The organism is Winogradskyella luteola, from assembly GCF_019203985.1.
Taxonomy (GTDB): Bacteria; Bacteroidota; Bacteroidia; order Flavobacteriales; family Flavobacteriaceae; genus Winogradskyella; species Winogradskyella luteola.
In genome coordinates, this window is the sequence record NZ_JAGSPD010000015.1 from 21,766 (window position 1) to 48,375 (window position 26,610).

At 34.1% G+C, this 26,610-nt stretch carries 23 protein-coding genes and 1 pseudogene; 6 read left to right on the forward strand and 18 right to left on the reverse strand.

Annotation, left to right across the window (positions count from 1 at the left end; all coding sequences use genetic code 11):
- Positions 1–231 precede the first annotated feature (231 nt).
- From KCG49_RS14545 to KCG49_RS14570, 6 genes and pseudogenes are all read right to left on the reverse strand, one after another.
- Positions 232–1,398, reverse strand: coding sequence for an acyl-CoA dehydrogenase family protein (locus KCG49_RS14545; RefSeq protein WP_218547535.1), 1,167 nt, complete (start codon positions 1,396–1,398; stop codon positions 232–234).
- A 13-nt stretch (positions 1,399–1,411) separates the two neighbouring features.
- The gene (locus tag KCG49_RS14550) at positions 1,412–2,287 is read right to left on the reverse strand and encodes a ComEA family DNA-binding protein (RefSeq protein ID WP_218547537.1); all 876 of its coding nucleotides are present in this window, start codon (positions 2,285–2,287) and stop codon (positions 1,412–1,414) included.
- Positions 2,288–2,306: 19 nt separating this feature from the next.
- Positions 2,307–3,938, reverse strand: coding sequence for an alanine/glycine:cation symporter family protein (locus KCG49_RS14555; RefSeq protein WP_218547539.1), 1,632 nt, complete (start codon positions 3,936–3,938; stop codon positions 2,307–2,309).
- A 97-nt stretch (positions 3,939–4,035) separates the two neighbouring features.
- Positions 4,036–5,058, reverse strand: a complete 1,023-nt coding sequence (locus tag KCG49_RS14560; RefSeq protein ID WP_218547541.1) for a potassium channel family protein — start codon at positions 5,056–5,058, stop codon at positions 4,036–4,038.
- Position 5,059: 1 nt separating this feature from the next.
- A complete protein-coding gene (locus KCG49_RS14565) occupies positions 5,060–5,287 on the reverse strand; it encodes a PspC domain-containing protein (protein ID WP_218547543.1) in 228 nt (75 codons plus the stop codon).
- Between the two features lie 12 nt (positions 5,288–5,299).
- Positions 5,300–6,570: pseudogene (locus KCG49_RS14570) on the reverse strand (DUF2851 family protein).
- A 107-nt stretch (positions 6,571–6,677) separates the two neighbouring features.
- Here KCG49_RS14570 and KCG49_RS14575 point away from each other — a divergent pair.
- Complete coding sequence (locus KCG49_RS14575; RefSeq protein WP_218547545.1) at positions 6,678–7,382, forward strand: TlpA family protein disulfide reductase; 705 nt, start codon at positions 6,678–6,680, stop codon at positions 7,380–7,382.
- A gap of 88 nt (positions 7,383–7,470) precedes the next feature.
- Here the strand turns inward: KCG49_RS14575 and KCG49_RS14580 are convergent, their stop codons facing one another.
- Positions 7,471–8,451 (reverse strand): PLP-dependent cysteine synthase family protein, encoded by a 981-nt coding sequence (locus tag KCG49_RS14580; RefSeq protein WP_218547547.1) that lies wholly within the window; start codon positions 8,449–8,451, stop codon positions 7,471–7,473.
- Between the two features lie 67 nt (positions 8,452–8,518).
- Entirely contained in the window at positions 8,519–9,754 is a 1,236-nt protein-coding gene (locus KCG49_RS14585; protein ID WP_218547609.1) for an ABC transporter permease, read from the reverse strand.
- 10 nt (positions 9,755–9,764) lie between these two features.
- Between KCG49_RS14585 and KCG49_RS14590 the strand changes: the two genes are divergently transcribed.
- Positions 9,765–11,072: an exo-beta-N-acetylmuramidase NamZ family protein gene (locus KCG49_RS14590; RefSeq protein ID WP_218547549.1), complete on the forward strand. Its 1,308-nt coding sequence runs from the start codon at positions 9,765–9,767 to the stop codon at positions 11,070–11,072.
- Here the strand turns inward: KCG49_RS14590 and KCG49_RS14595 are convergent.
- The 5 genes from KCG49_RS14595 to KCG49_RS14615 form a co-directional block, all read right to left on the reverse strand.
- A complete protein-coding gene (locus KCG49_RS14595) occupies positions 11,069–11,512 on the reverse strand; it encodes a hypothetical protein (protein WP_218547551.1) in 444 nt (147 codons plus the stop codon). The genes KCG49_RS14590 and KCG49_RS14595 overlap by 4 nt on opposite strands.
- Before the next feature lie 161 nt (positions 11,513–11,673).
- Positions 11,674–12,567, reverse strand: a complete 894-nt coding sequence (locus tag KCG49_RS14600) for a glycerophosphodiester phosphodiesterase family protein (RefSeq protein WP_256260024.1) — start codon at positions 12,565–12,567, stop codon at positions 11,674–11,676.
- A complete protein-coding gene (locus tag KCG49_RS14605; protein WP_218547553.1) occupies positions 12,530–13,372 on the reverse strand; it encodes a sterol desaturase family protein in 843 nt (280 codons plus the stop codon). The genes KCG49_RS14600 and KCG49_RS14605 overlap by 38 nt, the downstream gene beginning before the upstream one ends.
- Positions 13,373–13,376: 4 nt before the next feature.
- Positions 13,377–14,279 carry a hypothetical protein gene (locus KCG49_RS14610; RefSeq protein WP_218547554.1) on the reverse strand — a complete coding sequence of 301 codons (903 nt, stop codon included), beginning with the start codon at positions 14,277–14,279 and terminating at the stop codon, positions 13,377–13,379.
- 51 nt (positions 14,280–14,330) lie between these two features.
- Positions 14,331–14,825: a YkgJ family cysteine cluster protein gene (locus tag KCG49_RS14615; protein ID WP_218547555.1), complete on the reverse strand. Its 495-nt coding sequence runs from the start codon at positions 14,823–14,825 to the stop codon at positions 14,331–14,333.
- Between the two features lie 58 nt (positions 14,826–14,883).
- Here KCG49_RS14615 and KCG49_RS14620 point away from each other — a divergent pair, with 58 nt between their 5' ends.
- Complete coding sequence (locus tag KCG49_RS14620; protein WP_218547556.1) at positions 14,884–15,576, forward strand: class I SAM-dependent methyltransferase; 693 nt, start codon at positions 14,884–14,886, stop codon at positions 15,574–15,576.
- A gap of 11 nt (positions 15,577–15,587) precedes the next feature.
- On the opposite strand, the gene KCG49_RS14625 is transcribed toward KCG49_RS14620, so the two are convergent.
- From KCG49_RS14625 to KCG49_RS14635, 3 genes are all read right to left on the reverse strand, one after another.
- Complete coding sequence (locus KCG49_RS14625) at positions 15,588–17,204, reverse strand: amidohydrolase (protein ID WP_218547557.1); 1,617 nt, start codon at positions 17,202–17,204, stop codon at positions 15,588–15,590.
- 324 nt (positions 17,205–17,528) lie between these two features.
- On the reverse strand, positions 17,529–19,274 hold the full coding sequence (locus KCG49_RS14630; RefSeq protein WP_218547558.1) for a TonB-dependent receptor: 1,746 nt from the start codon (positions 19,272–19,274) through the stop codon (positions 17,529–17,531).
- 72 nt (positions 19,275–19,346) lie between these two features.
- Complete coding sequence (locus KCG49_RS14635; RefSeq protein WP_218547559.1) at positions 19,347–22,370, reverse strand: tetratricopeptide repeat protein; 3,024 nt, start codon at positions 22,368–22,370, stop codon at positions 19,347–19,349.
- Positions 22,371–22,576: 206 nt separating this feature from the next.
- Here KCG49_RS14635 and KCG49_RS14640 point away from each other — a divergent pair, with 206 nt between their 5' ends.
- Genes KCG49_RS14640 through KCG49_RS14650 form a run of 3 tightly spaced genes read left to right on the forward strand, consistent with a single transcriptional unit; the run spans position 22,577 to position 25,113 of the window.
- Positions 22,577–23,260, forward strand: coding sequence for a cell division ATP-binding protein FtsE (locus tag KCG49_RS14640; protein ID WP_218547561.1), 684 nt, complete (start codon positions 22,577–22,579; stop codon positions 23,258–23,260).
- A gap of 21 nt (positions 23,261–23,281) precedes the next feature.
- Positions 23,282–24,175, forward strand: a complete 894-nt coding sequence (locus KCG49_RS14645) for a glycosyltransferase family 2 protein (RefSeq protein ID WP_218547562.1) — start codon at positions 23,282–23,284, stop codon at positions 24,173–24,175.
- Positions 24,172–25,113 carry a glycosyltransferase family 2 protein gene (locus tag KCG49_RS14650; protein ID WP_218547564.1) on the forward strand — a complete coding sequence of 314 codons (942 nt, stop codon included), beginning with the start codon at positions 24,172–24,174 and terminating at the stop codon, positions 25,111–25,113. Before KCG49_RS14645 ends, KCG49_RS14650 begins: the two co-directional genes overlap by 4 nt.
- On the opposite strand, the gene KCG49_RS14655 is transcribed toward KCG49_RS14650, so the two are convergent.
- Both KCG49_RS14655 and KCG49_RS14660 read right to left on the reverse strand, forming a co-directional pair.
- Positions 25,092–25,502: a sugar 3,4-ketoisomerase gene (locus KCG49_RS14655; RefSeq protein ID WP_218547566.1), complete on the reverse strand. Its 411-nt coding sequence runs from the start codon at positions 25,500–25,502 to the stop codon at positions 25,092–25,094. The two genes, KCG49_RS14650 and KCG49_RS14655, sit on opposite strands and share 22 nt — an antisense overlap.
- Before the next feature lie 3 nt (positions 25,503–25,505).
- Positions 25,506–26,594, reverse strand: a complete 1,089-nt coding sequence (locus KCG49_RS14660; protein WP_218547568.1) for a glycosyltransferase — start codon at positions 26,592–26,594, stop codon at positions 25,506–25,508.
- Positions 26,595–26,610: the final 16 nt, after the last annotated feature.

A 26,610-nucleotide genomic window follows, 5' to 3' on the forward strand; every position in this document is an offset into this window, starting at 1 on the left:
TAAAGTTAGTCCAAAAAAAATCCTGCACATTGGCAGGGTTTTCTTTTATGGTTTACAACTTAAGTGGCTGGTTTGTAGTCTTTATCGTCAATTACCATTTTAGCAAAATTGAAAACAATTTTCACTAAAACGATAATAAGAAATTCTAAGTTGCCGGTTTATAATCTTTATCATCAATTACCATTTTAGCAAAATTGAAAACAATTTTCACTAAAACGATAATAAGAAATTCTAAGTTGTCGGTTTATAGTCTTTATCGTCAATTACCATTTTAGCGATAATCTCTTTTAAGATTTCTGAGGTGCCTCCACCAATTGGCCCCAAACGGCTATCTCTTGCCATACGCGCTAATGGATACTCTTCCATATAACCATAACCTCCTAAAAACTGAAGACATTGATATATAACATCGTCTGCCATTTTTGTGGATTGTAGCTTAGACATAGTCGCTTCTTTTACAACATAGTCACCAGCATCTAATCGCTTAGTTACATAATAATTGAACTGTTTACAGATTTCCATTTGTGTAGTGCAATCTGCAAACGTATGCCTTAAGGCTTGAAATCTATCGATTGTCCGTCCGAATGCGGTTCTTTCTGACATGTATTGTTTTGCATATTCTAAAGCGTATTCTGCTCTTGCATGTGCATTAACTCCCATAATTAAACGCTCTAATGCAAAATGTTGCATTATATATGAAAAGCCCTGATTTTCTTCTCCCATTAAGTTGGAAGCTGGAATCTCTACATTATCGAATGCAATTTCACCAGTATCTGAAGCTCTCCAACCTAACTTATCTAATTTAGTCGCAGAAATCCCTGGGGTATCTCTATCCATAACAAAAATGCTAATACCTTTATTTCCAAGTTCTGGACTCGTCTTTGCTGCAACTACCAAATAATCACTGTAAACTCCATTTGTAATAAATGTTTTTGAACCATTGATTACATAAGTATCATCTTTTTTCACAGCTGTGGTTCTCATCCCTGCAACATCGCTACCACCAAAAGGTTCCGTGATGCACAAGCAACCAATAGCATCACCTAATGCACTTGGCGTTAAATATTTTTCTTTTTGTTCATGGTTGGCCTCTTTATTAAGGTGTGTCATTGCTAAATAAGCGTGTGCCCAAATTGCAGCAGCAAAACCACCAGAATTAATGCGCTGCATTTCCTCTAATAAGATAACAGTATAAAACAAATCGAGATCCAATCCTCCATAGGCTTCTGGTGTTGCCAAACCGAAGTAGCCCATATCGCCAAATTTTTTCCAGATAAAACGTTCTATATGACCTGTTTCTTCCCATTTTTCAATATGGGGAACAACTTCTTTTTGCAGAAAACCCCTAAGACTTTCTCTAAATAAATGATGCTCTTCAGTGAAATATAAATCAGACATAAACTTCAGTTTTTTAAAGGTGCAAATATAGCTTAATTATCTCGATCTTGTGGATTGGAAAGTCTTCAACTTTTGTTAATTCGTCTAACGACTTAAAACCTTCTCTCAAAGTACGTTCTTCAATAATATGGTTTGCAATTTCGTAGTCTATATATTGGATACTTACCAACTCATCTCTAGTAGCTGTATTAAGATTATATTTTTTAATCGGTCTTGGTGTTTTAACCGTGAAATCGTTTTTAATGCGCTCAATAACTTCTGATGACAAGCCATAAACTTCTGAAAGCTCTACATCTGCAACAAAGCCACCATTGTACTTACTGCGGTATTTAACAATTCGCTCAGAAAGTTTTTCGCCTACACCATATACTTTTTGAAGTTGAGACGCTGTGGCATTATTGAGATCTATTTTTTGCTCGTATACTTTTGGTTCATTGGATTTAGAGTATGAATTATTGTGAAAATTTGGTTTTGGTTTTGGATTTGTCACCCAATCCGGAAACTTAAAATATGGTGAAATTTTAGCCAATAACGAATCTGAAACTTTAGTGACTTTCTGAAACTGCTTAGTGGAATTTACCCATTGATTACCCGCTCTAAATTTATGTAGTCGATCTATTTCTTCGTTAGACATTCCCAAGGTATAGCCTTTATAATCTGTAATGTAGTTTGGGTTAAAAGGATAAATTTTTGGTCTTCTGTTTTCAATTTTAACTAAACGCAATGAATCAAGCTCTTCTTTAAAAGCCTCTAATTCTTTATTCTCTGTGGGAATTTCATCATTTGAAAAATCAACAAATGCATACACACATTGTACCGCTATAATAATAGCAAACAATAAAAAAATCCCACTCCGCTCTTGATTAGAAAATTGGAAATGGGATTTCATAATATTTATATATTATAATTTACTCTTTAGAACCTCTAATAGCAGATAAATATTTAGCCATTTCTTCTCTCACTTTAGGGAATAAAAAGAATAAGCCAATCATGTTAGGGAATACCAATGCCAATATCATAGCATCTGAAAACTTGATTACCGCATCTAAAGTTGCCGCTGCTCCGATTACAACAAACAATAAGAATAAAATCTTATAAACTAAATCTGCTGTTTTTCCTTTTCCGAAAAGATATTTCCAAGATTGAAGCCCATAATAAGACCATGAAATCATTGTGCTAAATGCAAATAATACTATCGCGATAGTTAGAACATATGAGAATCCTGGTATAACAGAATCAAAAGCTCTTGATGTTAAATCCACACCACCCAATTGTTCACCTGTAGCAGTGATCATTACATTACTCCCTTCTACTGCTCCATATTCAAATACACTTTGAAGGTTTGTACCATCAATATTAAAGAATATTATAACTAATGCCGTCATTGTACATATAACAACAGTATCAATAAATGGTTCTAATAGTGCAACTACTCCTTCTGATGCAGGATACTTTGTTTTTACTGCTGAATGTGCTATAGCTGCTGAACCAGCACCAGCTTCATTAGAGAAGGCTGCTCTCTGAAAGCCAACTATTAAAACACCTACCAAACCACCTAGTCCTGCCATTGGTGTAAATGCACCTTTAAAGATTAGCCCAAAGGCATCGTCTATATAAGAGAAGTTTGCAAAAATTATTATTAACGCCGCTAAAACATATATACCAGCCATAAAAGGAACAATTTTTTCAGTGATTTTAGCAATCCGCTTTATGCCTCCAATGATTACTATACCAACTAAAACTGAAAGAATAAATCCTATGATAATCCCTGTTGAACCTCCTTCTAAATTCATTAACGAACTTAACTGAACTGCTGCTTGGTTAGATTGAAATGCGTTTCCACCTCCAAAAGAAGCACCAACACAAAGAATAGCAAAAATTATTGCCAGAGCCTTACCAATACCAGCAAACCCTCTTTCTTTTAAGCCCTTAGATAAATAATACATCGGACCACCATAAACAGTTCCGTCTTCACCTACATCTCTATATTTAACACCCAATGTACATTCTACAAATTTTGTTGACATACCGATTAAACCACAAACAATCATCCAAAATGTAGCTCCCGGACCACCTAATGCAATCGCTACAGCAACACCAGCAATATTACCTAACCCAACTGTACCTGAAACAGCAGTTGCCAACGCCTGAAAATGGCTTACTTCCCCTTCTTGACTTTCATCTCTAATCGTATCTGGTAAATCCCCATCAACTATATTTACCGCAACCTTTTCTTCTGCGCTATGACCTTCGATTTCATCATATTTTCCTCTAACAGTATTAATAGCTAAGGGAAACTTAGTGACACTTGGCACTTTAAAAAATATAGTGAAGAATAAGGCTCCACAAACCAACAGAATTACTACAAATGGAATATCATACTCACCAATTGGCACTGTGGTTAAAATAAAACCTTCCCACCAAACCGCAATTGGCATAAAAGCATCATTGACTTTTTCATCCAGTCCTTTTTCAGCCTCCTGAGCAAAGTTTAATAAGGGTAATAATAATGCAAAAAGTGATAGAAGAGATTTCTTCATAAGTGTAGTTATTAGTTAGTTTTTTGTTTTAATAGCCGACAAGATGCTAAAAAAAAATGAGTTTTTAAAGTCTATAACGTTAAAATGGGCTTAGACACTAGGCTATATTATATTCTGAATTTAGTTTTTCAATCTGTTCTGGTCGACCTAAAACAATAATTTTAGACCCGGGAACTAACCTTGTGTTTGCTTCAGGGTTAACAATATATTCACCTTTATCGTCCTTAAAACCTATAACGGTGCAACCTGTTTTCTTTCTTAAGTCTAAATCTCTTATTGTTTTTACCTGTTTGGCATTATACAATTGTTCTACTTTTACCTCTTCGACATTGATATTGCGTTCTCCCACAATACCTAGGTTGTCTATGAACTCCACCAAATCTGGAATAACAACTAGGGAGGCCATGTGATCACCTCCAATTCTATCTGGCAAAATCACATTGTTGGCACCAGCAAGCTTTAGTTTGTTATACGATGTTTCTTGAGATGCTCTGCTTATAATTGTCATTTTGTCATTGATTTGCCTTGCAGAAAGTACCACAAACAAATTATCTGCATCGCTGGGAAGTGCTGAAATTAAAGTACTCGCATTCTCTATTCCAGCCTCAAAGAGCGTTTCGTCTTCATTTGCATTTCCAAAAACGTACGGAATCTCTTCTTCTTGAAGTCGCTCTGTTATTTCCTTATCGCGCTCAATAATTACATAGGGTTTTCCATAATCCTGTAATTTCCTTGCCGCTTGTTTTCCATTGCGTCCAAAACCACATATAATAATATGATCGGACATGGCTTCAATTTCCTTTTGCATCTTACGCTGTTTTATGTCTTCAAAATTGTTTTTACTTAAAATATATTCGGTAATTATGGATATAGCGTAACCCACGATAACTACACTAGATAAAATTAAAAATATAGTAAATATTTTCGCTTCTACATCTAGTGGATGAACCTCCCCATATCCAACAGTTGTAATTGTTATAACCGTCATGTAAATGGCATCTATCCAACTGTAGTCCGATACAAAACGATAACCCAATACCCCTATAAAAATTACAAAGACCAACAACAAAAGTGCTGTGTAAATTCTTGATCGAAAAAGTTGTATCAGTGGATTGTTCATATTATAAATCGAAAACCGACGAACGCTTTGTGTAAATTATATCTTTTATACGGATCCAAAATGCCAGAAACAAATATAACGCAAAACCAAAACCAACGGTAACAAAAGTGAGATACATAAATGACGTTCTTACAATCTTTGCCCTGATACCCAAACGATCTGCAATACGCTGGCAAACATAATAGCCACGTTTCTGAAAATAAAGTAATAAGTTGTAGAACCATTTCATGCTGCAAGTTACTTATTTTTTAACGATTAGACTATTACCAACAGCACATTGTAAACATCTATTTGTATTGCAATAATGTTGTTTTAATTGTAATAATGCCTGAGAACTCAATGCATTTTTTTCAATAGGTTTTAATTCTAAAAACTTATTGACAATACTATTGTTTTCAATCTTTATTTGTTTTATAAGTTGAAATAATTTGTCATCGATAGTTTGCCCTTGGGTTTTTGCGTAGCTAAACTTTATTGGGATAATAGTATTAATAATCAACAAATCGATGAATGATTTGGTCAATTGCTTTTTTGAAATTTTTGACGTCTTTGCAAATGTGTAATGCGTCATCCAAAAATCAGTAACACCTTTTTTAAATAACTTATAAAACTCGTTCTTGTATCTAACGCCATTATTTTAGAAAACAACTGATGCTCTAAAGTGTATAAATTGGCAAATTGTGACAAACGTATCGTTGGGAAGTTAGGTGGTCGAAGTCTAAAAAATTGAGCAGGCAAAACACCTTGATTATTAAGTCTAAATTTCTGCTTTAAAAATTGATAACGACGCTTTAGATCTAAAAAGTAGGCATTTTGAACATCGTTATCTAATAAAGATAATTGGCCTAATAACATGGCTTCCATTTCTAAAACATCATTCTGAAGTTTTCTAACCACCGAATGGTCTACAGAATTTGCTAAACTCAAAAACGATTCCCCATTAACTTTTAATCCAAAATTTTTGAGTAGCATTTTAAACAGTGCTGCTTCCCAATCATTATTGGATGTTTTAAGCAGTTTTGAAATATCTTTAGACTTTCGCTCTAAACGCTCTATAAACAGTCTCTCCAACCAGTTGCTGAGCAGAAAATCATCAATTGCAGAGAAATCACTTTCACAATTAATCCAAGATTTGGACTGTATTAATCTTTCATAGTTTTTTAATAAGTCTCTATCGACATAATGTTTTAATTCCAAGGTCGGAATTTCAGAATTGTCTTGTCTAAAGATTTCGGTATCATGTTCCCAAACCACATGAAGAATAACATTATCGTAAGCTTTATCCGTTTCGTGATTATGCAGATACCAATCCGAAGATTTTATATGAATCTCTACATTACCTGCCCAAAGCTGACCATCAACACTAACTTGCGCATTAAAAAAATCTGGACCAGTATTATAATTGTGCTGTCCAAACTGCTTAACAACAACTCTTTCACCATTAGTAGTTTTAAGCGATGATTTTGCAAATGCCTTATGTTTCCAGACGTAATGAAGAAAATTTTCTTGCATGGCTCTAAAATAGTAATTCTTGCGCAACACCTCAATTATAAATATTTGTTTGCTGTTGAATTTTGTACCATCTTTGATAAAATAGCCCCTGTTTAAACAATATCATTATGAAAAGACTGCTATTAATAATTGCACTTTTATTTTGTGTATCTACAAACACAATTGAAGCTCAAAACCTTAAAATAGATAAAAATACAGTTATAAAAAATGCCGAAGGAAAACAAATAGATTTAGACACATTTTCTGAACTTATGACCTCTGGTGAATGGACGATTGAAGAAAAAAAAGATAAAAAGGGACATTCTTATATTCAGCTTAAAAAAACTACGGAAGCTCAAAAAGAGATGATTTTGAAAATGATGAAGGAGCAAGTCAGCGATTCTGAAAAAATTGGCAAAGAAGCTTCTGAATTTAGCATAACTGACATGGACGGCAATATCATTTCGTCTGAAAACACAAAGGGTAAAATCGTAGTTCTTAACTTTTGGTTTACCACTTGCAAACCCTGTGTTAAAGAAATACCCGAGCTCAACAAAGTTTATGACAAGTACAAGAATAATGATAAAATTGTTTTTGCTTCGATAACATTTAATGAAAAACCGAAAGTTGAAAAGTTTTTAAAAAAACATCCTATTAAATACCCTGTAGTAACGGATGAAAGAACAACAATTTCTGCATTTGATATTAGTGGTTACCCTACCAATTTAGTTATAGGTAAGGATGGAAAAATTGCTGATTATTTAATGGGCGGTTTAGCAACGATGGGTGACTATATTGAAAGTGCTAGAGAAAGGGCTTTAAAGGTCGAATAATTCCCATTAATTAGAAAGGCAAATTCTAACGAAATGATGTTATATCATTCTATAAGAGAGAGGTTCCCGCCTTCGCAGCAATATAGATTTACTCTATATAACCCATCTCACGCATCCAATCGTCATTAAACATTTTACCAACGTAGCGGCTTCCGTGGTCGTGATATAATACTACAACAACATCCTGAGGCTTAAAATGTTCTTTTAACTGTAATACACCTTTAATAGCTGCTCCTGCCGAATTACCTAAAAACATTCCTTCATCCTTTGCAAGTTTCTGTGTATAAACAGCGGCATCCTTATCTGTTACTTTTGTAAAACCGTCAATAATACTAAAGTCTACATTTTCTGGCAGAATATCTTCACCAATACCTTCGGTAACATAAGGATAGATTTCGTTTTCATCAAAGACTCCGGTTTCGTGATACTTCTTAAATACTGAACCGTAGGTGTCCACTCCCCAGATTTTAATATTTGGGTTTTGCTCTTTAAGGTACTTCCCAACTCCAGAGATAGTTCCGCCTGTACCTACTCCAACCACAAAATGCGTGACCTTACCATCGGTCTGTTTCCAGATTTCTGGTCCTGTCGTTTGGTAATGTGCCTTGGCATTGCTTGGGTTATCGTATTGGTTAACATACCAAGAATTCGGAGTTTCCTCTCCTAAGCGCTTAGAAACCGAATAATAACTACGTGGATCATCTGGCTCTACATCTGTTGGACAAACAACCACCTCGGCTCCCACAGCCCTAAGTATATCCATTTTTTCTTTGGATTGCTTATCACTAATTACAAAAATACATTTGTAGCCTTTAACTATAGCTGCCAACGCCAAGCCCATACCTGTATTACCAGAAGTGCCCTCTATAATTGTTCCCCCAGGTTTTAGTCGTCCGTCAGCCTCAGCATCTTCAATCATCTGTAATGCCATACGGTCTTTTACGGAATTGCCTGGGTTAAAGGTTTCATATTTGGCCAATACCAAACATGGTAAATCTTCAACTAATTTGTTCATTTTTACCAGTGGTGTATTCCCTATCGTACCTAGTATATTTTCTGCGTAGTCCATAATACAAATTTGCGGTGCAAATTTAAGTATAAAGTAACAAGTATAACGTTAAAAGTTATTTATGTTTTTAATCAAAGCGAATGGCCTTAACTGGTGAAATTTTAGAAATGATGATTGAAGGAATGAGAAGCATTAGCAGACAAGCAATAAATGTCCCTATATTTAGCAGTAAAATATAATCCCAACAAATATACACTGGTGCTTCGCTAACATAATATGTATCAGGATTCAAGGGGAATAATTTAAAATATTTTTGGGCAAATAATAAGCCCAATCCTATAAGATTTCCCCAAAGCAAGCCCAAACCAATTAAGTAAGATGCATTATAGAGAAACACCTTTCTAATGGTCCAGTTAGAACTGCCCAATGCTTTTAAAACACCAATCATATTAGTACGCTCTAAGATAAGTACCAATAATGTTGTAATCATATTAATACCAGCTACTATAATCATAATAGCGATAATGACATTTGTGTTAGAGTCAAAAATCTTAATCCATTCAAAAATCGTGTAGTATTTTTGAGTTACTGGTCTTGCATTAAGAAGAGAGCCCACTTCTTTATATACCTGTGGTGTAATGTTATCTAATTCTGAAAAATCATCTACGAAGACTTCAAAACTTCCTATTTCATTACTTTCCCATTTGTTGAGACGTTGGATATGACGCAAATCTGCAATACAGAATTTTTCATCTAACTCCTGAAATCCAGAATTATAAATCCCAACAATATTAAAAGCCATAATACGCGTGCGCAATTCCTTTAAATCGTTAGTAAACAACATCTGAAACTTATCACCAACATTAAACCCCAAACGATTGGCGATGTAACTGGAAATTAAAATATCTTCGTTTCGTTGCCCTGAAAAATCTGGCACACCACCTTCGACCAAAAACTCTTTGAAATAATCCCAATTATAATCTGCTCCGACACCTTTTACCACAACACCTTCAAAATTGGTTTCTGTTCTAATAACAGCGAATTTTGAAGCAACACCTTGTATATGCTTTACACCTTCAACGGCATTAAACTCAGGGTAAAAATCTTGGTGCATTGAAATGGGTACTTGAGATTCGTCTGAAGCATTGGTATCATAGTTAGTAATTTCAATGTGGCCGTTAAAAGCCACAACTTTGTCTCTTATTTTTTGTTGCAAACCTAAACCAGTAGCAATAGCAATGAGCATTACAATAATACCAATGGCAATTGCAGCGATGCCAATTTTAATTATTGGTGCCGAAACACTACTTTTATACGCTTTATTATCAATAATGCGTTTAGCTATAAACAACTCAAAATTCAAAACCTCTGATATGCGTTTTAAGGTTTTCAAAAATACAGTTTTATTATTTGTTTTATTAGTGATTTCTTGTGCAGGAAAAGTGGAAAATAAGAAACATGAAGAGAAAATGAGAAAAAACACTTCAACTGCGCTCAGTGTGAACGAGAATGAAAATGACAAAGCTATAATTGTTGGTGCTAACAGAACGGCTTCATATTTACCTTTATTGCAAGGTAAACGTGTTGGTGTGGTGTCTAATCAGACGAGTGTGATTAAAGTTGAAAGAAAATCTAGTGGCTTAAAAAATAGTGAAGCTTCAGGAATTGAAATTAAAACCATTAGATATGAGCATATCGTTGATTCCCTTTTAAAATTAAACATTAACATTAAAAAAGTATTCTCACCAGAGCATGGGTTTAGAGGCACTGCAGATGCTGGTGAAAATGTAAAAGATGGAGTAGACACTAAAACACAGTTGCCTATTTTTTCGCTTCATGGAAAACATAAAAAGCCCACTAAACAACAATTGGAGGACTTAGACATTATAGTCTTTGATATTCAGGATGTTGGCGTTCGTTTTTACACTTATATCTCAACTTTACATTATGTGATGGAGGCCTGTGCAGAGAATAACGTTCCGTTACTTATTTTAGATCGTCCAAATCCAAATGGTAATTATGTGGATGGACCTGTATTAGAAAAAGTGCATAGTAGCTTTTTAGGAATGCACCCCATTCCTCTAGTTCACGGTATGACAATTGGCGAATATGCAAAAATGATCAATGGAGAAGCTTGGTTAAATAATGGGGTAAAGTGCAACATTACTATTGTAGATATGGAAAACTATACACATCAAAGCAGTTATAGTTTACCTATAAGACCTTCACCTAATTTACCAAACGACCAATCTATATTATTATATCCAAGTTTAGGTTTGTTTGAAGGTACTAACATTAATGCAGGTCGTGGAACAGAGTTTCAATTTCAACGTTATGGCGCACCATTTTTAGATAAAACATATTATACGTTTAACTATACTCCAAAGCCAAATTTTGGCTCTAAAAATCCTAAACACAGAAATGAAGTTTGCTATGGCGTAGATTTGTCCAATGTACAAGCTAAAAGACAATTTACTTTAAAATATGTTATTGATGCTTACAATCGTGCTACAGATAAGTCCAAGGTGTTTAATACAGCCAACTTTACAATTCATGCCGGAACAGCAAAACTACAACAACAAATAGAGTCTGGACTAAGCGAAGCTGAAATTAAAGCAAGTTGGAAATCTGACCTGGCTATTTATAATAAAATTAGATCTAAGTATTTAATTTACAATTAGTTATCATTACCTCTAATAGCAACTTTGGTTGGTTCAGTGGCTACTATCGTTTCTTTAGGAATGACTTCAACTGTTTCTGACTTTGGTATATCCTTCAATATTTTTACCACAAAAACAATACGCTTAGGAGATTGTACAGCCACTAAAACGTGCTTCCCTTTCGGCAGCTTGTTTAGTGGCAATCTATAGTGCGTCGTATCCACGTAAACATCAAAATCCCTCCCATAATCTTTATTAATGGAATAGAGGTAATTTATTTTTTTATCACTCTGAAGAATTAATGTGTCTTTGGTCGTATTGAGTTTGTGAATTAGACCTTTGGCCTGAATGTTTTTATTTTTCTCGAGCTTGGCATAAGGTTGCTGTGCTTGTGCATTAAGTGAAAAGCTCAATAGGAAAATGAGAATAATAACGAGACAGATACGGATTAAATTTTTCAATATAGTATAGTATAAGGTTATACAAGAGTTTGTCTACCTCAACACTAATTAATCAATCCATTACAAACATAATTAGTTTAGGGGCTTAGAAAGTAAAAAATCCATCAACTACATAAAAACTAGAGGAAACGACTCTTTTTGTTAATAAAATGTTGATAAGTCTATTCTGAAAGAATTTTTATTAGCCGATCGGGATAATCCGTAATGATTCCATCAACTTCCCAGTGAATCATTTGCTTCATATTATCTTCGCTGTTTATAGTCCATGGAATTACTTGAAAACTTCGACTCTGAAACTCCCTAACCTCGTTTTGAGTTAGCAGTTTATAATATGGACTTATAATCTCTGGTTTATACGAAAGTTTTTCGAGTTTTGTTTTAATGATTTCGTCTTCATCAACCAGTAAAGCTACTTTCATTTTCGGTGCTTGCTTTTTTACTTCCTCAAGGATAGCCAAATCAAAGGATTGAAGGTTAATACGATTAAACATTCCATAATCTTTAATTTCATCTAGAACAATTTTCACATAGTTCTCAGGATAAGGTGTATAGATTCCGTAATATTCTACTTTAGACTTAATTTCTACATTGAAATGCACATCAGAACGTTTTGCCTTCACCAATTCAAACACTTCTGAGAGAAGTGGTTTATAGGTTTTAAGTTTTTTTTGATCTGGATATGAAGGATGGAATTTAGAACCACAATCGAATTGTTTAATCTCTCGATGCGTCATTTTGTAGAGATTATAATACATATCCATTGAATCAGGGATTTCGTTTCCTTCTGCATTAAAACATATAGCACGACTCATAAAAGGCTCGTGAGAAACCACAACTTTGTTATTCTTGGTAATAGCTATATCTAACTCTAGGGTATTTACTCCTAGGTCAATGGCTTTTTCAAAGGCTGGTAAAGTGTTCTCGGGCAACAAACCTCTGCAGCCTCTATGTCCTTGAATATCGATTTGTTTACCTGAATTGCAACTCATCATTAAGCCTATTAGAACGACGGCAAAACTATTCTTCAACATCTGCCGAGAGTGTAGGTTTTTCATATTTTTGAAAAGGTTGTTTCAATAATTCGCCAATGTGTCCGTTCTTTTTTTTATCTGGAAACACATCTACCCCATACACCAATTTTTCACGTTCCATATACATATACGTTCCCAAAAGGCGATCCCAAACACTAAAGATATTACCATAATTAGAATCTGTATAAGGCAATCTGTAATGATGATGAATTTTATGCATATCTGGAGAAACAACAATATAGCTCAAAGCTTTATCCAAACGCTTGGACATCTTAAGATTGGCATGCGTAAACTGTGAAAAGACTAGGGACAAGGATTGATACAAAAACACTAAAGCAATGGGAGTGCCCACTATAAAAACACCAAAAAGTGTAAAGAAAAACCGTATTAAACTCTCAATGGGATGATGTCTATTTGCTGTTGTTGTATCTACATTATGATCTGTATGATGCACCAAGTGCACCATCCAAAGCGGTTTTAATTTATGCTCTACAAAATGTGCTAAATAAGCACCAAAAAAGTCCAATAGCAATACTCCCAACAGAGCATATAACCATAATGGCATATCCGGTAACCAGTTTATGATACCAAAATTATTAGCCTCGACCCATTTAGAAGTTTCATACAACAGAAATGCAAGTGCAAAATTAATGACTACTGTGGTCAATGTAAAAAACAGATTCGGTAAGGCATGCTGCCATTTATTGTATTTAAACTTAAACAATGGCACACCACTTTCAATAATCCAAAACAAAGCCAGTCCTCCGACAAGAATGAGGCTTCTGTGCTCCGAAGGAATGGTTTCAAAGTAATTTATAAGGTTTTCCAACACATTAAGAATTAAGATTGATTAGCTTCTGTGCTTTTTTCAAATCTACTGAAGAAATTTTAGATTTCCATATTTCAGCTTTGTCATTATCGCCTAGGCTCATATGCACTGTGTAAAATAAAAATGCCATAAATGCGGTATTTGTGTTGTTTATATCTTCTGCATCCATACGTTTTAACAACCTAAGAACCCGTCTTGGTCGCTTTAAAAGCAATAACTGTTGTATCTCTAGTAAATCGCAACGCTGTTGCAAAACGGCTTGATCTTCTTTAGGTTCTGTTTTGGTTAATAATCGGGCTTCTTTTAAGTAAATTGTAGATAGATCTATAAGATCTTTTCTTTGGTTTTTATTGATATACATCGTGTAATCCATATACTTTGAAGCCAAGTAATATGCAGAAAAAAAGGTTTTTTCGTTATAATAGCCTTTTAGCTTTGGAGCTATAAACTCAGTGTTTAATCCATATTTTTGAATAATTTTTGTAATGTTTTCAAGATCTTCCAGATATACATCAGACGCGTTTAAGATGTTACCGTTTATATCCATAATCTTTATGGAATTGTCGTTAAACTTATCGATATATTTTTGACTACGCTTACCTTTTATTTCATAATACATTGATCCGTATTTATTCTCACTAACTATCACAGGTATAAAGTATTTCCAAATTAAAGGACTTATATATTCGTCGGTGAACAAATTCTCAATAAACACGGTTCTTCCTTTATCATCATTTACAAAAACCGGATAAGTGTATTCTGTGGTACCTTCCCAAACCATAAGCACCATTTTATTCTCTACCATTGCCAACTTTTGGGCGATGTCTAAATTCGTCATCCACGCCTGGGAAAAAGATAGGTTAAAAGTAAAAAGGATAAATAGTGATTTTATAAGAAGGCTTTTCATAGCTATATTTTTATTCTGAACTGTATCAAAAATTATTCCGAAGAAATGGTATTACAATTGAATTCTTTTTTTCATGGCTTCCACAATATTAAAAGCCGCAGGACAAATGGCCACATTCTTTAACGTGAGGTTAGAAATTTGCTGAAACTTCTTTCTATCCGTATGCGGAAATTCCCGGCATGCTTTTGGTCTTACCTCATAAATGGAACAGTAATTATCTGCACCCAAAAATGCACATGGAACAGACTGCAAAACATAATCGTTCTCTTCATCTAAACGAAGATAAGTTTCTATAAACTTCTGCTCCTTCATTCTAAAAAACTTGGCAATACGACTAATATCTTTATCCATAAAAAGTGGGCCAGTAGTTTTACAGCAGTTGGCACATTCTAAGCAGTCGGTACGTTCAAATTCTTCTTCGTGCAACTCTTGCATAATGTAATCTAACTGTTTTGGCGGCTTTTTTTTAAGCTTGGTAAAAAAGCTTTTGTTTTCCTTATGCTTATCTTTGGCAAGCTTGGTTAGATTATTGATTTGTTCTTGCATATTGTAAAGATAGTTAGAATGAGAAGTTGAATCAAATTCAGCATGACAAAAATTTGATATGAAAGATGTCTTCGGAAAGGCTTTATTAGATTATTATCACGAAAATCATTTTGAAGATATCGTCACTTGGACCAATATCTCTGATAAAGATATTTTGCCACTTCTCTATTTATTCAGAAGTTTTTCTGAAATGCCTAAACTAGAAAAAGAAGCTTTAAGATTATGCAAAGGTACTATTCTCGATGTAGGCTGTGGATCTGGCTCCCATTCACTTTGGCTACAAAACAAGGGTTTTAATGTAAAAGCGATTGATCGTTCTAGAGGTGCCATTGAGGTAGCGCAACAGCGTGGTGTATTAAATACCGAATTGAAATCTTTATTGGACGAAACCGATACTTTTGATACTATTTTACTTTTAATGAATGGCACAGGAATCTTTCAAGAGGTTTCTCAAGTTTCTAAATACTTAAGGCATTTAAAATCTCTTTTAAGACCCAACGGACAAATTCTTATGGATTCTTCGGATATTTCATATATGTATAGTGATGGATTTGAAGCTGAAATTAAATCCGAAAGCAGATATTATGGAGAACTCGATTATTATATTAGTTACAAAGGTGAAGAAGAAGTCCCTATGAAATGGTTGTATCTCGATTTTGAAACCTTAAAAACAGCTTGTTTAACATTAGGATTACGCTGTGAAAAAGTTTTGGATGGTAAACATTTTGATTATTTGGCCAGACTATCTTAAGTTATAATAGACTACTGCTTTTCACCACCCACAAAAATCTTTAGTACTTTTATATTAGGAATTTCACTAACATCAACCGTCATTATATCTTTATCTAAAATGATAAAATCGGCAAACTTGCCAGCTTCGATACTTCCTTTTTCGTTCTCTTCAAAATTAGAGTAGGCTGCCCAAATGGTCATACCTTTTAGGGTTTCTTCTCTAGATAAGGCATTTTCCATCTGAAAACCTCCTTCAGGATATTGCTCTAAATCTTGCCTTGCAACAGCGGCATAGAAAGTTAAAAACGGACTCACACGTTCAACAGGAAAATCAGTACCTAAGGCAACTTTTCCGTAAGCTTCCAACAATTTTTTATAAGCATAAGCACCTTTAATACGCTCATTGCCCACTCTATCTTCAGCCCAGTACATGTCACTGGTTGCATGTGTTGGTTGTATAGATGGCATAACATTTTTGTACAAATCGAAATCTTCTGGTGATACTACCTGTGCATGCTCTACTCGCCAACGTCTATCGTCTTTACCTGTCAATACTTTATTATACGTTTGCAATACAGCTAGATTTGCCGAATCTCCAATGGCATGCGTATTCATTTGATAATCTGAGTCAGCAATACGCATAGCTGCTTTCTCAAAAGTATTTAAATCGGTAAGCAACAAACCTAAATGTTCTGGTTTATCACTATAAGGTTTTTTGAGCATAGCACCTCTAGAGCCCAAAGCGCCATCTGCATAAAACTTAAACGAACGCACATTTAGTCGTTCAGTTTTTATAACACCCTTATCTAAAAAATAATCTAAATGCTCTGGCGTATACGATACCATGGCATAAATACGCATCTTAAGATCGCCTGATTGATGTAAGCTATCGATGATCTCAATAGATGATTTACTCAATCCAGCATCATCAACAGTTGTTAAACCTAAATCGAAGCAAATTCTCTGAGCTTCCAATAAGGCTTCCACATTATCCTTTCGGGATGGTTTTGGCCAAAAATCCATTACTAAGCGTTCTGCATTGTCAACTAAAACACCAGTAAGTTTTCCATTTTCAACAACCACCTCTCCTCCATCAATTTTACTATTAATTGTTACTTTCCCTAAATCTAAAGCAGCTTGATTACACAAAATGGCATGACCATCAATTCGTGTTAATGCAATCGGTGTATTTGGATATAGTTTGTCTAATAACGTTTTGTTTGGAAATGACTTATCTTCCCAATCGTTTTGATCCCAACCACGTCCTAAAATAAAAGCTTTATTGTGCTTATTCTGAAAATCTAACACGCGTTTTACAACATCTACAAAGCTTTTGGTTCCCACCAAATCGACAGCTTGTTGGTTGTAACCCAAGCCCAAAAAATGACAATGTGCATCTATAAAGCCTGGCAACAGTGTTTTTCCGTCTGCATCTAATGTATCTACAGAACGGTAAGTTTCTTCAATATTTTTAGTTGTACCTACAGCTAAAATTTTGCCATCTTTTACAGCTAAGGCTTCTGCTTTACTAAAACTATCATCTACAGTATAGATATTGGCGTTTGTAACAATTAAATCAACTTGCTGTTTTTCTTTTTGGCATGAAAAAATTGTTATAAGTGCAAGAATTGAGAGTAGCTTTTTCATTTAATAGTGAACTAATTTTAAGGTCTCGACTACGCTCGACCTCACAGTGGGTTTTATTACGAATAGTAAAAATAAGAAATTGCTTTCTAACCTAATTTCGATTATTAATCGCACTAATTTTAATTAACTCATATTATACAGGTTAAAAAAACCTTGCATGATATTTACATCTAACACCATGTACTGATAAACGATTGGTTATAAAACAATAAATATGAAAGAGCTTTCTAAAAAAATCAAATTGATAATAGTCTACCTACAGCCTGCATTTCAACTTCACTCAATGCCCAACAACATTAAAAATTAATAAGCTCTTGTTTAAACTTAAAAGTCGAATTGATAGGTCGCTCCTACCAAAGCTTGAATTCCTTGTACCGGGAAATTAAGATAACGTTGGTAATCTTGGTTTAAGATATTGTTCGCCTTTGCAAAAACCGATAATTGGTCATTGATTTTATAACCTAAATATGCATTGGCATCAAAATAACTGTCTAAAGTTATAGTATTCGTTATGGGGCTTCCAACAAACGAACCAACAAACGATTGTCTATCTTTTCGCTCCCCAACATAAAATGCACTAGCGCCAGCAAACCATTGTTCAGAAATTTGAACATCCATGAATACAGAACCTGTAATATCAGGTAGATTCCAAGCTTCATCTTGTGCATCTGTATTATAATTAAAATATTCTCCTTTAAATCCGAGCGTAAAATTTCTGTTGATATCAATATTTAACTCACCTGCAACTGAGAAAGTATTAACATCGTCATATACCAAACCAAAAGAGTTTCCAAATTGATATTGTATCTCTTCTGAAGTACCAAGAGGCTCAGAAACAATATCATTTGCTTTGTACAGTGCCTTGTTTTCTTCAGCATAATAATTACCTCTTATATTATAACTTACACTATTAGACAATTTTCCTTTAAAACCGATAAAACCATTGTAGCGTTGATCCGTTGGAGCTATAAATAAGGTTGGAGACACAAATGGGTTTTCGTTGGCAAAATCATAATATGAGTTTTGCTGTAATTGACCTGTAATACCACCATAGGCTATCAAAATTTCATCAACCAAGCGGTAAGACGCATCAATATTTGGATAAATAAAGAATTTATTGTCGCTTAACTCAGTATCGTTGAGGTAAACTAACCGCAAACCTAAATTAACGGTTAAATCATCTTGCTTTAGCTGATACGATGGTGATAAACCAAACGTAACATTACCGTAATTGATTTCACTGGTATTTTCAAAATTGGTATCAAAACTTCCTCCAATGTAATCGATATAAAATTCAGCATTAATTTCTTCATCTCTCAGCGCAACGTCAAAACTTGTTTTAGCTATAAATCTATTTTCACCAGAATCCCTATCATCACCGAAACGTCTAAAACGCACACTACCGTCTTTAATTATGGCATCATCAAACTTTAGTTTTCCGCCCAAATTAAAACCTGTAAAAGTGTGCCTGGTATCGTCTTCATCACCGGGTGCTTCAGTAAAAAATCCCTCTGGCAAACCATACCAATTATAGGTTTGTATATCGAAACCTCCGTCGACTTTCCACGAAAAATCTCTTAGTTTTTGTGAGTAATGCGCATTTAAATTGGTTTTACTAAAGTTATCGTCTAAAAGTACATCGTCAATACCTCCTTGCGAAGAATGGTGACTAAAATAGCCGCCAACATTTTCCGTGCTACTCAACTCATGATTAAGAAAAACTTCACCTAAAATCGTGGTATACGTTCCAACACCAAGCGACGCATAATTATCGTACAGTTTTACAGCTTTTGCTTTATCTACATTAGCTGCTTTGCCTTTTGCAGGTGTGAATGTAGACGCTACAGGAATAGAAAATATATTATACTTTACTTGCTTTTTCTTTACGGTATTGGAATCGTTTAATTTTGGTGTATCCTTAATTTTAAAGGCATCGGAAATTGTGGGCTTGTAAGGTGTTACCACGTTTACGACTTGGTCGTCAATTGTGTCTTTGGTACGTTCTTGTGCCCATAATAATGATATGCTACTCGATATGGTGATTATAAAAATTAAAAACTTGATTTTCATATTTGATGTTTTGATTAGAGTTCAACTAGACTTAGACTTGCACTCAGCCTAACATTTGATTAATCACTGCCCTTAGTTGTCGTCTGTTTCGATTGATGAATTTGTTTTAGCTTCTTCGGCTTTTATTTTATTAAGTTCTACTGTTGCTTCTTGTACAACATCGTCAAAATCTGGAAAATTAGAAATGACACTTTCTAAAATATAGTTGGCCTGAAAAGCATCTCCCAAAGCGTAGAAATTCTTCGCCATAACGACCAAACCTTTTGCACTGTAGTACTTATAACTACTGTAATCCTTGGCCAACTTTTGAATGGTTGCATTAGACACTTCGTATTGACCTGCTTTATGTTTAAAATAGCCATTGTAGTAAAGTGCCTCTGCTGCAACGCTGCCTGTTGCAATTTTTTCAACATCAGCATACGCCGTTTTAGCTTTGGCTTCATTACCTGTTTTTATTGCTGAACGTGCAATGATAATTTTTGCATCGCTTTTAACCTTATTATCAAGATTTGTGTTTGTCAAGACTTTTTCTGCATAAGTTTCTGCGGCTTTATAATCTTCAGTCTGGTAGTATGCATTCATTAAATTAGATTGTGCATACAAAACATTTTGAGGATAATCAGCTTCAGTTTCCAGTGTTTGTAATACAGGAATAGCTTGCGACCAGTTTGAATCATTCAAGTAAATCTCACACAATTTAACAGTGGCCTGTTCCGTATATTCACTTTTAGAAGCTTCAACTACATACTTATAATGTGGCCGTGCATTTTCGAATAAGTCTTTTTTATAATACAATTGCGCTAAGTAGAAATGTGATTTTAAAGCATGTATGCCATTAGGAAATTGATTTAGATACTTATTAAACTGACGTATGGCTTTATCTGTGTCATTATCTAAATATGGTTTCTCTGCCGCTAAATACATTGTATTATCCAGTTCAACATCAGTCACCTCAACATAGTCCAAAGATTTTACCCAAGCTGCATATTCATCTACACGTCCTAAATCTATATAAATCAATCGAGCCGTGGAAACCGCTTGAACCGCTTCCCCTGAACCTGGAAAATCCTTGGCCACTTTTTTAAACTTTGTCAATGCACGTTCATTATCACTACCATTATAATGCACTAAGCCTTGTCGCAAAAGCGCTTTTGATGTAAATGCACCACGTTTGTATTCAGCATTTAAGCGGTCATACATTTGCATAGCTTTATCTGTATCGCCAGACTTAACATAAGAATTTGCCAGTTCGTACATTGCATCATCTCTCAACGCTGACTTAGGATAACCCTCAATAAAAGTGTTTAATTCAGAAATCTTTGTAGAGCTTTTTCCTAAATACCCATGGCTCATCGCTTTTTGAAATGCGGCATAATCTGTCTCAATTTCATTAATTTGAATGGCTTTATCATAAGCGCTTATAGCATTTTGATATTTACTTGACACAAAATAACCATCAGCCAATCTTAAATAGGCATCATTTCTTCGTGGTCTATCGCTTGAATTTTCATCTATAAACTTTTGAAAATATTTGGAGGCATTATTATAATCTTTCAACTTAAAATAAGTGTATGCCAAATTATAATTAAGGTTGTCATTTTCTGGCAAACTTGATGCTTCGGACATACCTGCAAATTGCTTAAAACCAATAAGCGCATCGTTGTAGTTAGTTAAATTATATTCCGTTTCAGATTTCCAAAATGTTGCTTTTGCTACAAAAATTGGATCTCTTGGCTCCTTCAATGAACTATTGAACAAACCTAAAGCATCATTGTATTTAGTTTCATTGTAGAGCTCAATACCTCTAAAAAATGCCACCTTTTGGTAAGCTACTTTATTTTCAAAGCTGTTCTTTCCTTTTAAAAGCTCAAGTGCTTCTTTGTAGTTTTTTGAAGTGATATAAGAATCTATAAGTAAAGTTTCTATTTCTTCCCTGTAACTGGTTTCTGGATATTTACCTAAATACCCAGCTAACACTTGTGGTACCGATTGATAAGGATTACCAATCTCGTAACTGATTTTAGCATAGTTTAACCAAGCATCCTCTTGAATTTTAGCATCATAATCCATTTCTGAAGCATTTCTAAAAGCATTTAGTGCTTCTGGTTTCTTATCTAGATTGATATAGCTTTCGCCCAAGTGATAATAGGCGTTTTGAGCTACCGAATTATTACCATCTATGATTTTATTAAACTCTGAAATCGCAGCTTCAAAATCGTTTTGTTTGTAGTAAGTGTAACCCAATTGATAGTAATCGGTATTGTTCCACTTTCCTCTTTTGCCTTTGTAAGCTTTGAGATATGGCAAAGCTTCAGCATACTGCTCTAAGTTAAAATAGCTTTCCCCAATTATTTTAGACAATTCAGATTCTTCATCTCCTCTGCTATTAGGCAATTGCTCTTTGGCGAGTTCTATGGCTTTCTCAAACTTGCCCAATTTAAAATTTAAATCGGCTTGATAATACGACAGTTTTTCTTTGTATTTTTCGTTATCACTAACTTGGTCAAAATACTCATTTGCAGTATCGTAATCATCACCTTCATAGGCCATATAACCAATGTAGTATTTGGCTTGCGAGCCGTATTCTTTTGAATTGATGACACGGTTAAGGTATTTAGTGGCTTCCGTTTTACTCTTCGTTGCATATAAACTGTAACCATAATTAAAGTTGAATCTATCACGTTCTGAGCGCGCAATGCTTAGTTCATCCACTTTCTGATACCACTTGCGTGCATATGCGTATTTAGAATTTTCAAAATAGTAATCTGCAACGTCTAAGTAAGCTGTATTGCGTTTTGTACTCGTAGGGTATTCCTCAACGAATTCTGTGATTAAAGCGTCTGCATTCTTTTGGTTTAAACGTACTGCACAATTAGCAATGTAGTAAGCGCAATCTGATTTTATGGTAACATCATCTGTATTATACTTAATATCATCAAACAAAGACTGAGCAGCTTTGTATTGTTTGTTATTGTACAAAGTTAATGCTTTCTGATAGTCTTTTAAGTCACTGGTATAAACTGCTGATTTTTGAGCAAAACCCAAGAACGAAAAGGCAAGAAAAACGATGATGAATTGTCTCTTTATATGTAGCATTAGCTTCGTTTTTTGATTACTATTTATTGATGATTCAAATATAATCTATAACGGCAGAAATTCTGTATAATTATAAACTGAGTTATTAAAAATCATTAAACCGATATATTAAACTAAAAAGTTTAGCGTTAAACTAATCCTTGTTAATTTGATAATTGATTTTATTAATAATACATTTACACATACCAAAAATTTTACGAAAAAATATGTCCGAAACGGTTTTACAACTCAAAGATGCCACCATTTATCAAGGTGACAGCATGGTACTTGCCAATGTAGATTTTGAAATGCAAAAAGGTGACTTTGTATATCTTATAGGTAAAACAGGGAGTGGTAAGAGTAGTTTTATGAAAACCCTTTATGGTGATTTAGAATTAACAGAAGGCGAAGGCCAAGTTGTGGATTTTAATTTAAGAACCATGAAGGAAAAAGATATTCCTTTTTTGCGCAGAAAATTGGGCATTGTTTTTCAGGATTTTAAGTTACTACCAGATCGCACCATTAATGGCAATCTAGAATTTGTACTTAAAGCCACTGGTTGGAAGGATAAAGATAAAATAAAGGAGCGCATTGAAACTGTTTTAGATAAAGTTGCCATGAAAACCAAGGGTTTTAAATACCCTCATGAACTCTCTGGTGGTGAGCAGCAGCGTATTGCCATTGCACGAGCTCTGTTAAACGACCCAGAATTAATCTTAGCTGATGAGCCAACTGGGAATTTAGATCCGCAGACCAGTATTGAGGTTATGGAAGTTTTACAGGACATCAATAAAAATGGCAACACTATTTTAATGGCCACTCACGATTATGCTTTACTTCTAAAATACCCAAGTAAAACTTTGAAATGTGATGAGAACAAGGTTTTTGAAGTGGTACAGCGCAAGGGTTAATGACTTTTCAAAGTATAATAAATGCTTTCAATACTTTTACCAATATATAATTATGCGGTTAATGACCTCTTAACCTCTTTAGATAAAGCCACTGAGGGATTAGATTTCGATTATGAAATTCTATGTTGGGAAGATGGTTCCCAGTTATATTTAGATGAGAACAAGATGGTGTGCGATTCTGTAAAAAATACAACCCATCATATTTCAAACGATAACAAAGGGAGAATCACTTCCCGTCAATTACTAGCAAAAAAAGCCAAATATAATTGGTTGCTTTTTTTAGATGCTGATGTAGAATTACCAGATAATAATCTAATTAATAATTATTCAAATTATCTAACACATGAACATGATGCAGTTTATGGTGGTTATGCCTATAAGCCAAATCGTCCAAGTGAAGAATTCACCCTAAGGTGGACTTATGGTAAATCTTACGAAAATGCAAATGCTGTCATTAGAAACAAATTGCCTTATAAGGTGGTAATTTCTGGAAACTTCATGATAAGAAAAAACGTGTTTCTAGATATTAATTCTGAAATAAAAAATGACGGTTATGGTTATGATAATATTTTTGGAGCACTAATGAAATCTAAAAGCACAAAGGTTTTTCATATTGATAATGCGGTTTTTCATAATGGTTTAGACAGTAATGCCCTTTTTTTAAAAAAAACAGAACATGCTGTAAAAACCCTATTTTACAACTATCATAGTCTAAAAGTAATATCCACAGACAATACGCTTTTAGAATTATATAAATCATTAAAACGATTTAGAGTTCATAAAATAGTTGCCATACTATTTAATCTATTTAAACACCCTATTCGCATTCAGCTATTAAGTAAGCGCCCCAGTATGAAACTATTTCAATTTTATAAATTGGGCTACCTTTGCGCATTAAGTCCAAATAAAAGATGACACCATTTTTTTCTGTTGTGGTTAGTGTGTATAACAAAGCTAATTTTGTTGAAAAAACTATAGCCAGCATTTTAAGGCAATCCTTTAGTGATTTTGAATTAATCGTCGTTGATGATGGTAGTACAGACGATAGTTTAAAAAAACTACATAGTATAGAAGATGAAAGAATTACTATTTACCCAACAAAAAATCAGGGTGTATCTGCGGCAAGAAACTATGGCTTAAGCAAGGCCAAATGTAATTATATTGCACTTTCTGATGGTGATGATATCTGGTTAGAAAATCACTTGTCTGAATTAAAGGCCTTAATAGAGGCTTATCCAAGATGTGGTATCTATGCAACATCTTACGAAAAACACTTTTTTGAACGTTATGTTACGCAACCAAAATTTAGTAATGTTGATCATCCTTTTTTCGGTATCGTAGAGGATTACTTTAGAACAAGCTTAGTAGATAATATTCTTTGGACTTCTGCAGTGGCTATACCAAAACAAGTTATTAACGATGGCTTCGTTTTTGATGAGAGTATTGGTTGTGGCGAGGATATTGACCTTTGGATAAGAATTGCAAAAGATTATAATGTCGCTTTTTCTTCAAAGCCTACCGCCCATAAAATGATTCACTCAAAAGATAATCACCTATCGTTAACCAAGAATATACCCGATTTAATTTCAATTTTAGATAAGCATGAAAGAGATGAAAAAAACAACCCATCATTAAAAGCATATCTCGATATTAATAGGTTTACAATTGCAATGGAAGCCAAAATAAGAAATGATTTTATCAACTACAGGAAGATTAAAAAAGAAATTGATCCCAAACACCTAAACCAAAAATTAAAATTGCTATTAATTTTACCTGCCAGTATTTTACGATTATTAAAACGGTTAAAATTTTTTCTTCTAAAAAAGAGACTTTACATTTCACCTTTTAGATGACAAAACGTATTATAATCCCTTACATACTCAGTTTCATCGTATGTAGTTGAGGCTAAAACCAAACAAACAGCTCCTGAAGAAAAATTATCAATTTCTCGCCAAATATGAGTTGGGATATATAAGCCTTGATTAGGTTTATTTAGCAACATACGTTTCCGTGATGTTCCATCATCTACAATGACTTCAAAACTACCGCTGAGTGCTATAATTACGGACTCTTGTTCATTATGAGCATGTCCACCTCTATAACTATCACTTGGTACATCGTATAAATAATAGACGCGCTTAATAGAAAATGGAATCACATCTCTTTCAATTACTGCAAGTGAGCCACGTTCATCATGCACTTTAGGTATTTTAATTAGGTTTGTATCTTTTACAGTGTTCATCAGTTATTTCAGTATAGTTTTCCATTGCTGCCCGATAGTGCTCTTAGAAAACTTTTCAATACTCTTTTGGGCATTAGACTTACATTGTAAATATAAATTTTTATCCTCTAACATTCTATTCATAGCATTTGTTAGAGCCTCTATATTATGATTTTCTACCAAAAGACCATTTTTTTCATTCACAATAATTTCATTTGGACCAGACTTACAATCAACCGAAATTACGGGTGTACCAACAGAAAGAGACTCTACCAGAGCTCTTGGAAATCCTTCAAACCTGCTTGTTAAAACCGTAAAAAAAGCAGCTTCAACAAAGGGATAAGGATTAACCAGAAACTCTAAAAACTCTACATGATTACTTAAGCCCAAAGTATCACTTTTTTGTTTTAACATCATTTTATCCTTGCCATTACCAAGAATTTTGAGCTTTACTGAATTATGTGGAAGCTTTGATTTGGAATAGGCTTCAAGCAAAAGGGAAATGTTTTTTATGTCGTCATTTAACCTTCCGAAAAATAGAATATAATTGTCTTTTATTGTTTTTTTAACTAAAAGTTCCTCAGCATCTATTGCTACTTGGTTGTGAATGACCTCAAGATTTTTAAACCCAAATTCATTATTCAGTTTTTCTGCAATAGCTTTTGATACAGAAACAATTTTATATGCAGAACCATACAATAATTTAGCAAAAAATTTACTGGGATATATATACATATCCGTATTGTAACTGCGGACACAATATATCGTGTTTTTTGCATTATAAATCCATTTGGAAACAATCAGTTCTTTAAATAGTCCTATACGGGTTCTGTTATCAATAACATAATCAAACTTATGTGCTTTAAGGTAATTCTTAAAAATCTTTAAGCGCTTAAATCTACCCATTTTAGAGTCGTCTTCTGCCTTAAGTTTTCCTAGGTTAAGCAATTTCCCTTTGTAGGGGTAATCAATCTTATCCAATACCGAAACAATATGAACATCAAAGTCTAGATCAAAAAGCATTTCTGATAATAAAGCTGAAGACCTTTCTGCACCGCCAACACCAAGCGATGAAACTACAATACATATTTTTTTGGTGTTAGTTTTAATCATTTACAAGTATCTTTGA

Bases quoted from the DNA above. Each gene is read 5' to 3' on its own strand.
- KCG49_RS14545 (WP_218547535.1), bottom strand. From the start codon at position 1,398: ATGTCTGATTTATATTTCACTGAAGAGCATCATTTATTTAGAGAAAGT.
- KCG49_RS14550 (WP_218547537.1), bottom strand. From the start codon at position 2,287: ATGAAATCCCATTTCCAATTTTCTAATCAAGAGCGGAGTGGGATTTTT.
- KCG49_RS14555 (WP_218547539.1), bottom strand. From the start codon at position 3,938: ATGAAGAAATCTCTTCTATCACTTTTTGCATTATTATTACCCTTATTA.
- KCG49_RS14560 (WP_218547541.1), bottom strand. From the start codon at position 5,058: ATGAACAATCCACTGATACAACTTTTTCGATCAAGAATTTACACAGCA.
- KCG49_RS14565 (WP_218547543.1), bottom strand. From the start codon at position 5,287: ATGAAATGGTTCTACAACTTATTACTTTATTTTCAGAAACGTGGCTAT.
- KCG49_RS14575 (WP_218547545.1), top strand. From the start codon at position 6,678: ATGAAAAGACTGCTATTAATAATTGCACTTTTATTTTGTGTATCTACA.
- KCG49_RS14580 (WP_218547547.1), bottom strand. From the start codon at position 8,451: ATGGACTACGCAGAAAATATACTAGGTACGATAGGGAATACACCACTG.
- KCG49_RS14590 (WP_218547549.1), top strand. From the start codon at position 9,765: ATGCGTTTTAAGGTTTTCAAAAATACAGTTTTATTATTTGTTTTATTA.
- KCG49_RS14600 (WP_256260024.1), bottom strand. From the start codon at position 12,567: ATGAAAAACCTACACTCTCGGCAGATGTTGAAGAATAGTTTTGCCGTC.
- KCG49_RS14610 (WP_218547554.1), bottom strand. From the start codon at position 14,279: ATGAAAAGCCTTCTTATAAAATCACTATTTATCCTTTTTACTTTTAAC.
- KCG49_RS14615 (WP_218547555.1), bottom strand. From the start codon at position 14,825: ATGCAAGAACAAATCAATAATCTAACCAAGCTTGCCAAAGATAAGCAT.
- KCG49_RS14620 (WP_218547556.1), top strand. From the start codon at position 14,884: ATGAAAGATGTCTTCGGAAAGGCTTTATTAGATTATTATCACGAAAAT.
- KCG49_RS14625 (WP_218547557.1), bottom strand. From the start codon at position 17,204: ATGAAAAAGCTACTCTCAATTCTTGCACTTATAACAATTTTTTCATGC.
- KCG49_RS14630 (WP_218547558.1), bottom strand. From the start codon at position 19,274: ATGAAAATCAAGTTTTTAATTTTTATAATCACCATATCGAGTAGCATA.
- KCG49_RS14635 (WP_218547559.1), bottom strand. From the start codon at position 22,370: ATGCTACATATAAAGAGACAATTCATCATCGTTTTTCTTGCCTTTTCG.
- KCG49_RS14640 (WP_218547561.1), top strand. From the start codon at position 22,577: ATGTCCGAAACGGTTTTACAACTCAAAGATGCCACCATTTATCAAGGT.
- KCG49_RS14645 (WP_218547562.1), top strand. From the start codon at position 23,282: ATGCTTTCAATACTTTTACCAATATATAATTATGCGGTTAATGACCTC.
- KCG49_RS14650 (WP_218547564.1), top strand. From the start codon at position 24,172: ATGACACCATTTTTTTCTGTTGTGGTTAGTGTGTATAACAAAGCTAAT.
- KCG49_RS14655 (WP_218547566.1), bottom strand. From the start codon at position 25,502: ATGAACACTGTAAAAGATACAAACCTAATTAAAATACCTAAAGTGCAT.
- KCG49_RS14660 (WP_218547568.1), bottom strand. From the start codon at position 26,594: ATGATTAAAACTAACACCAAAAAAATATGTATTGTAGTTTCATCGCTT.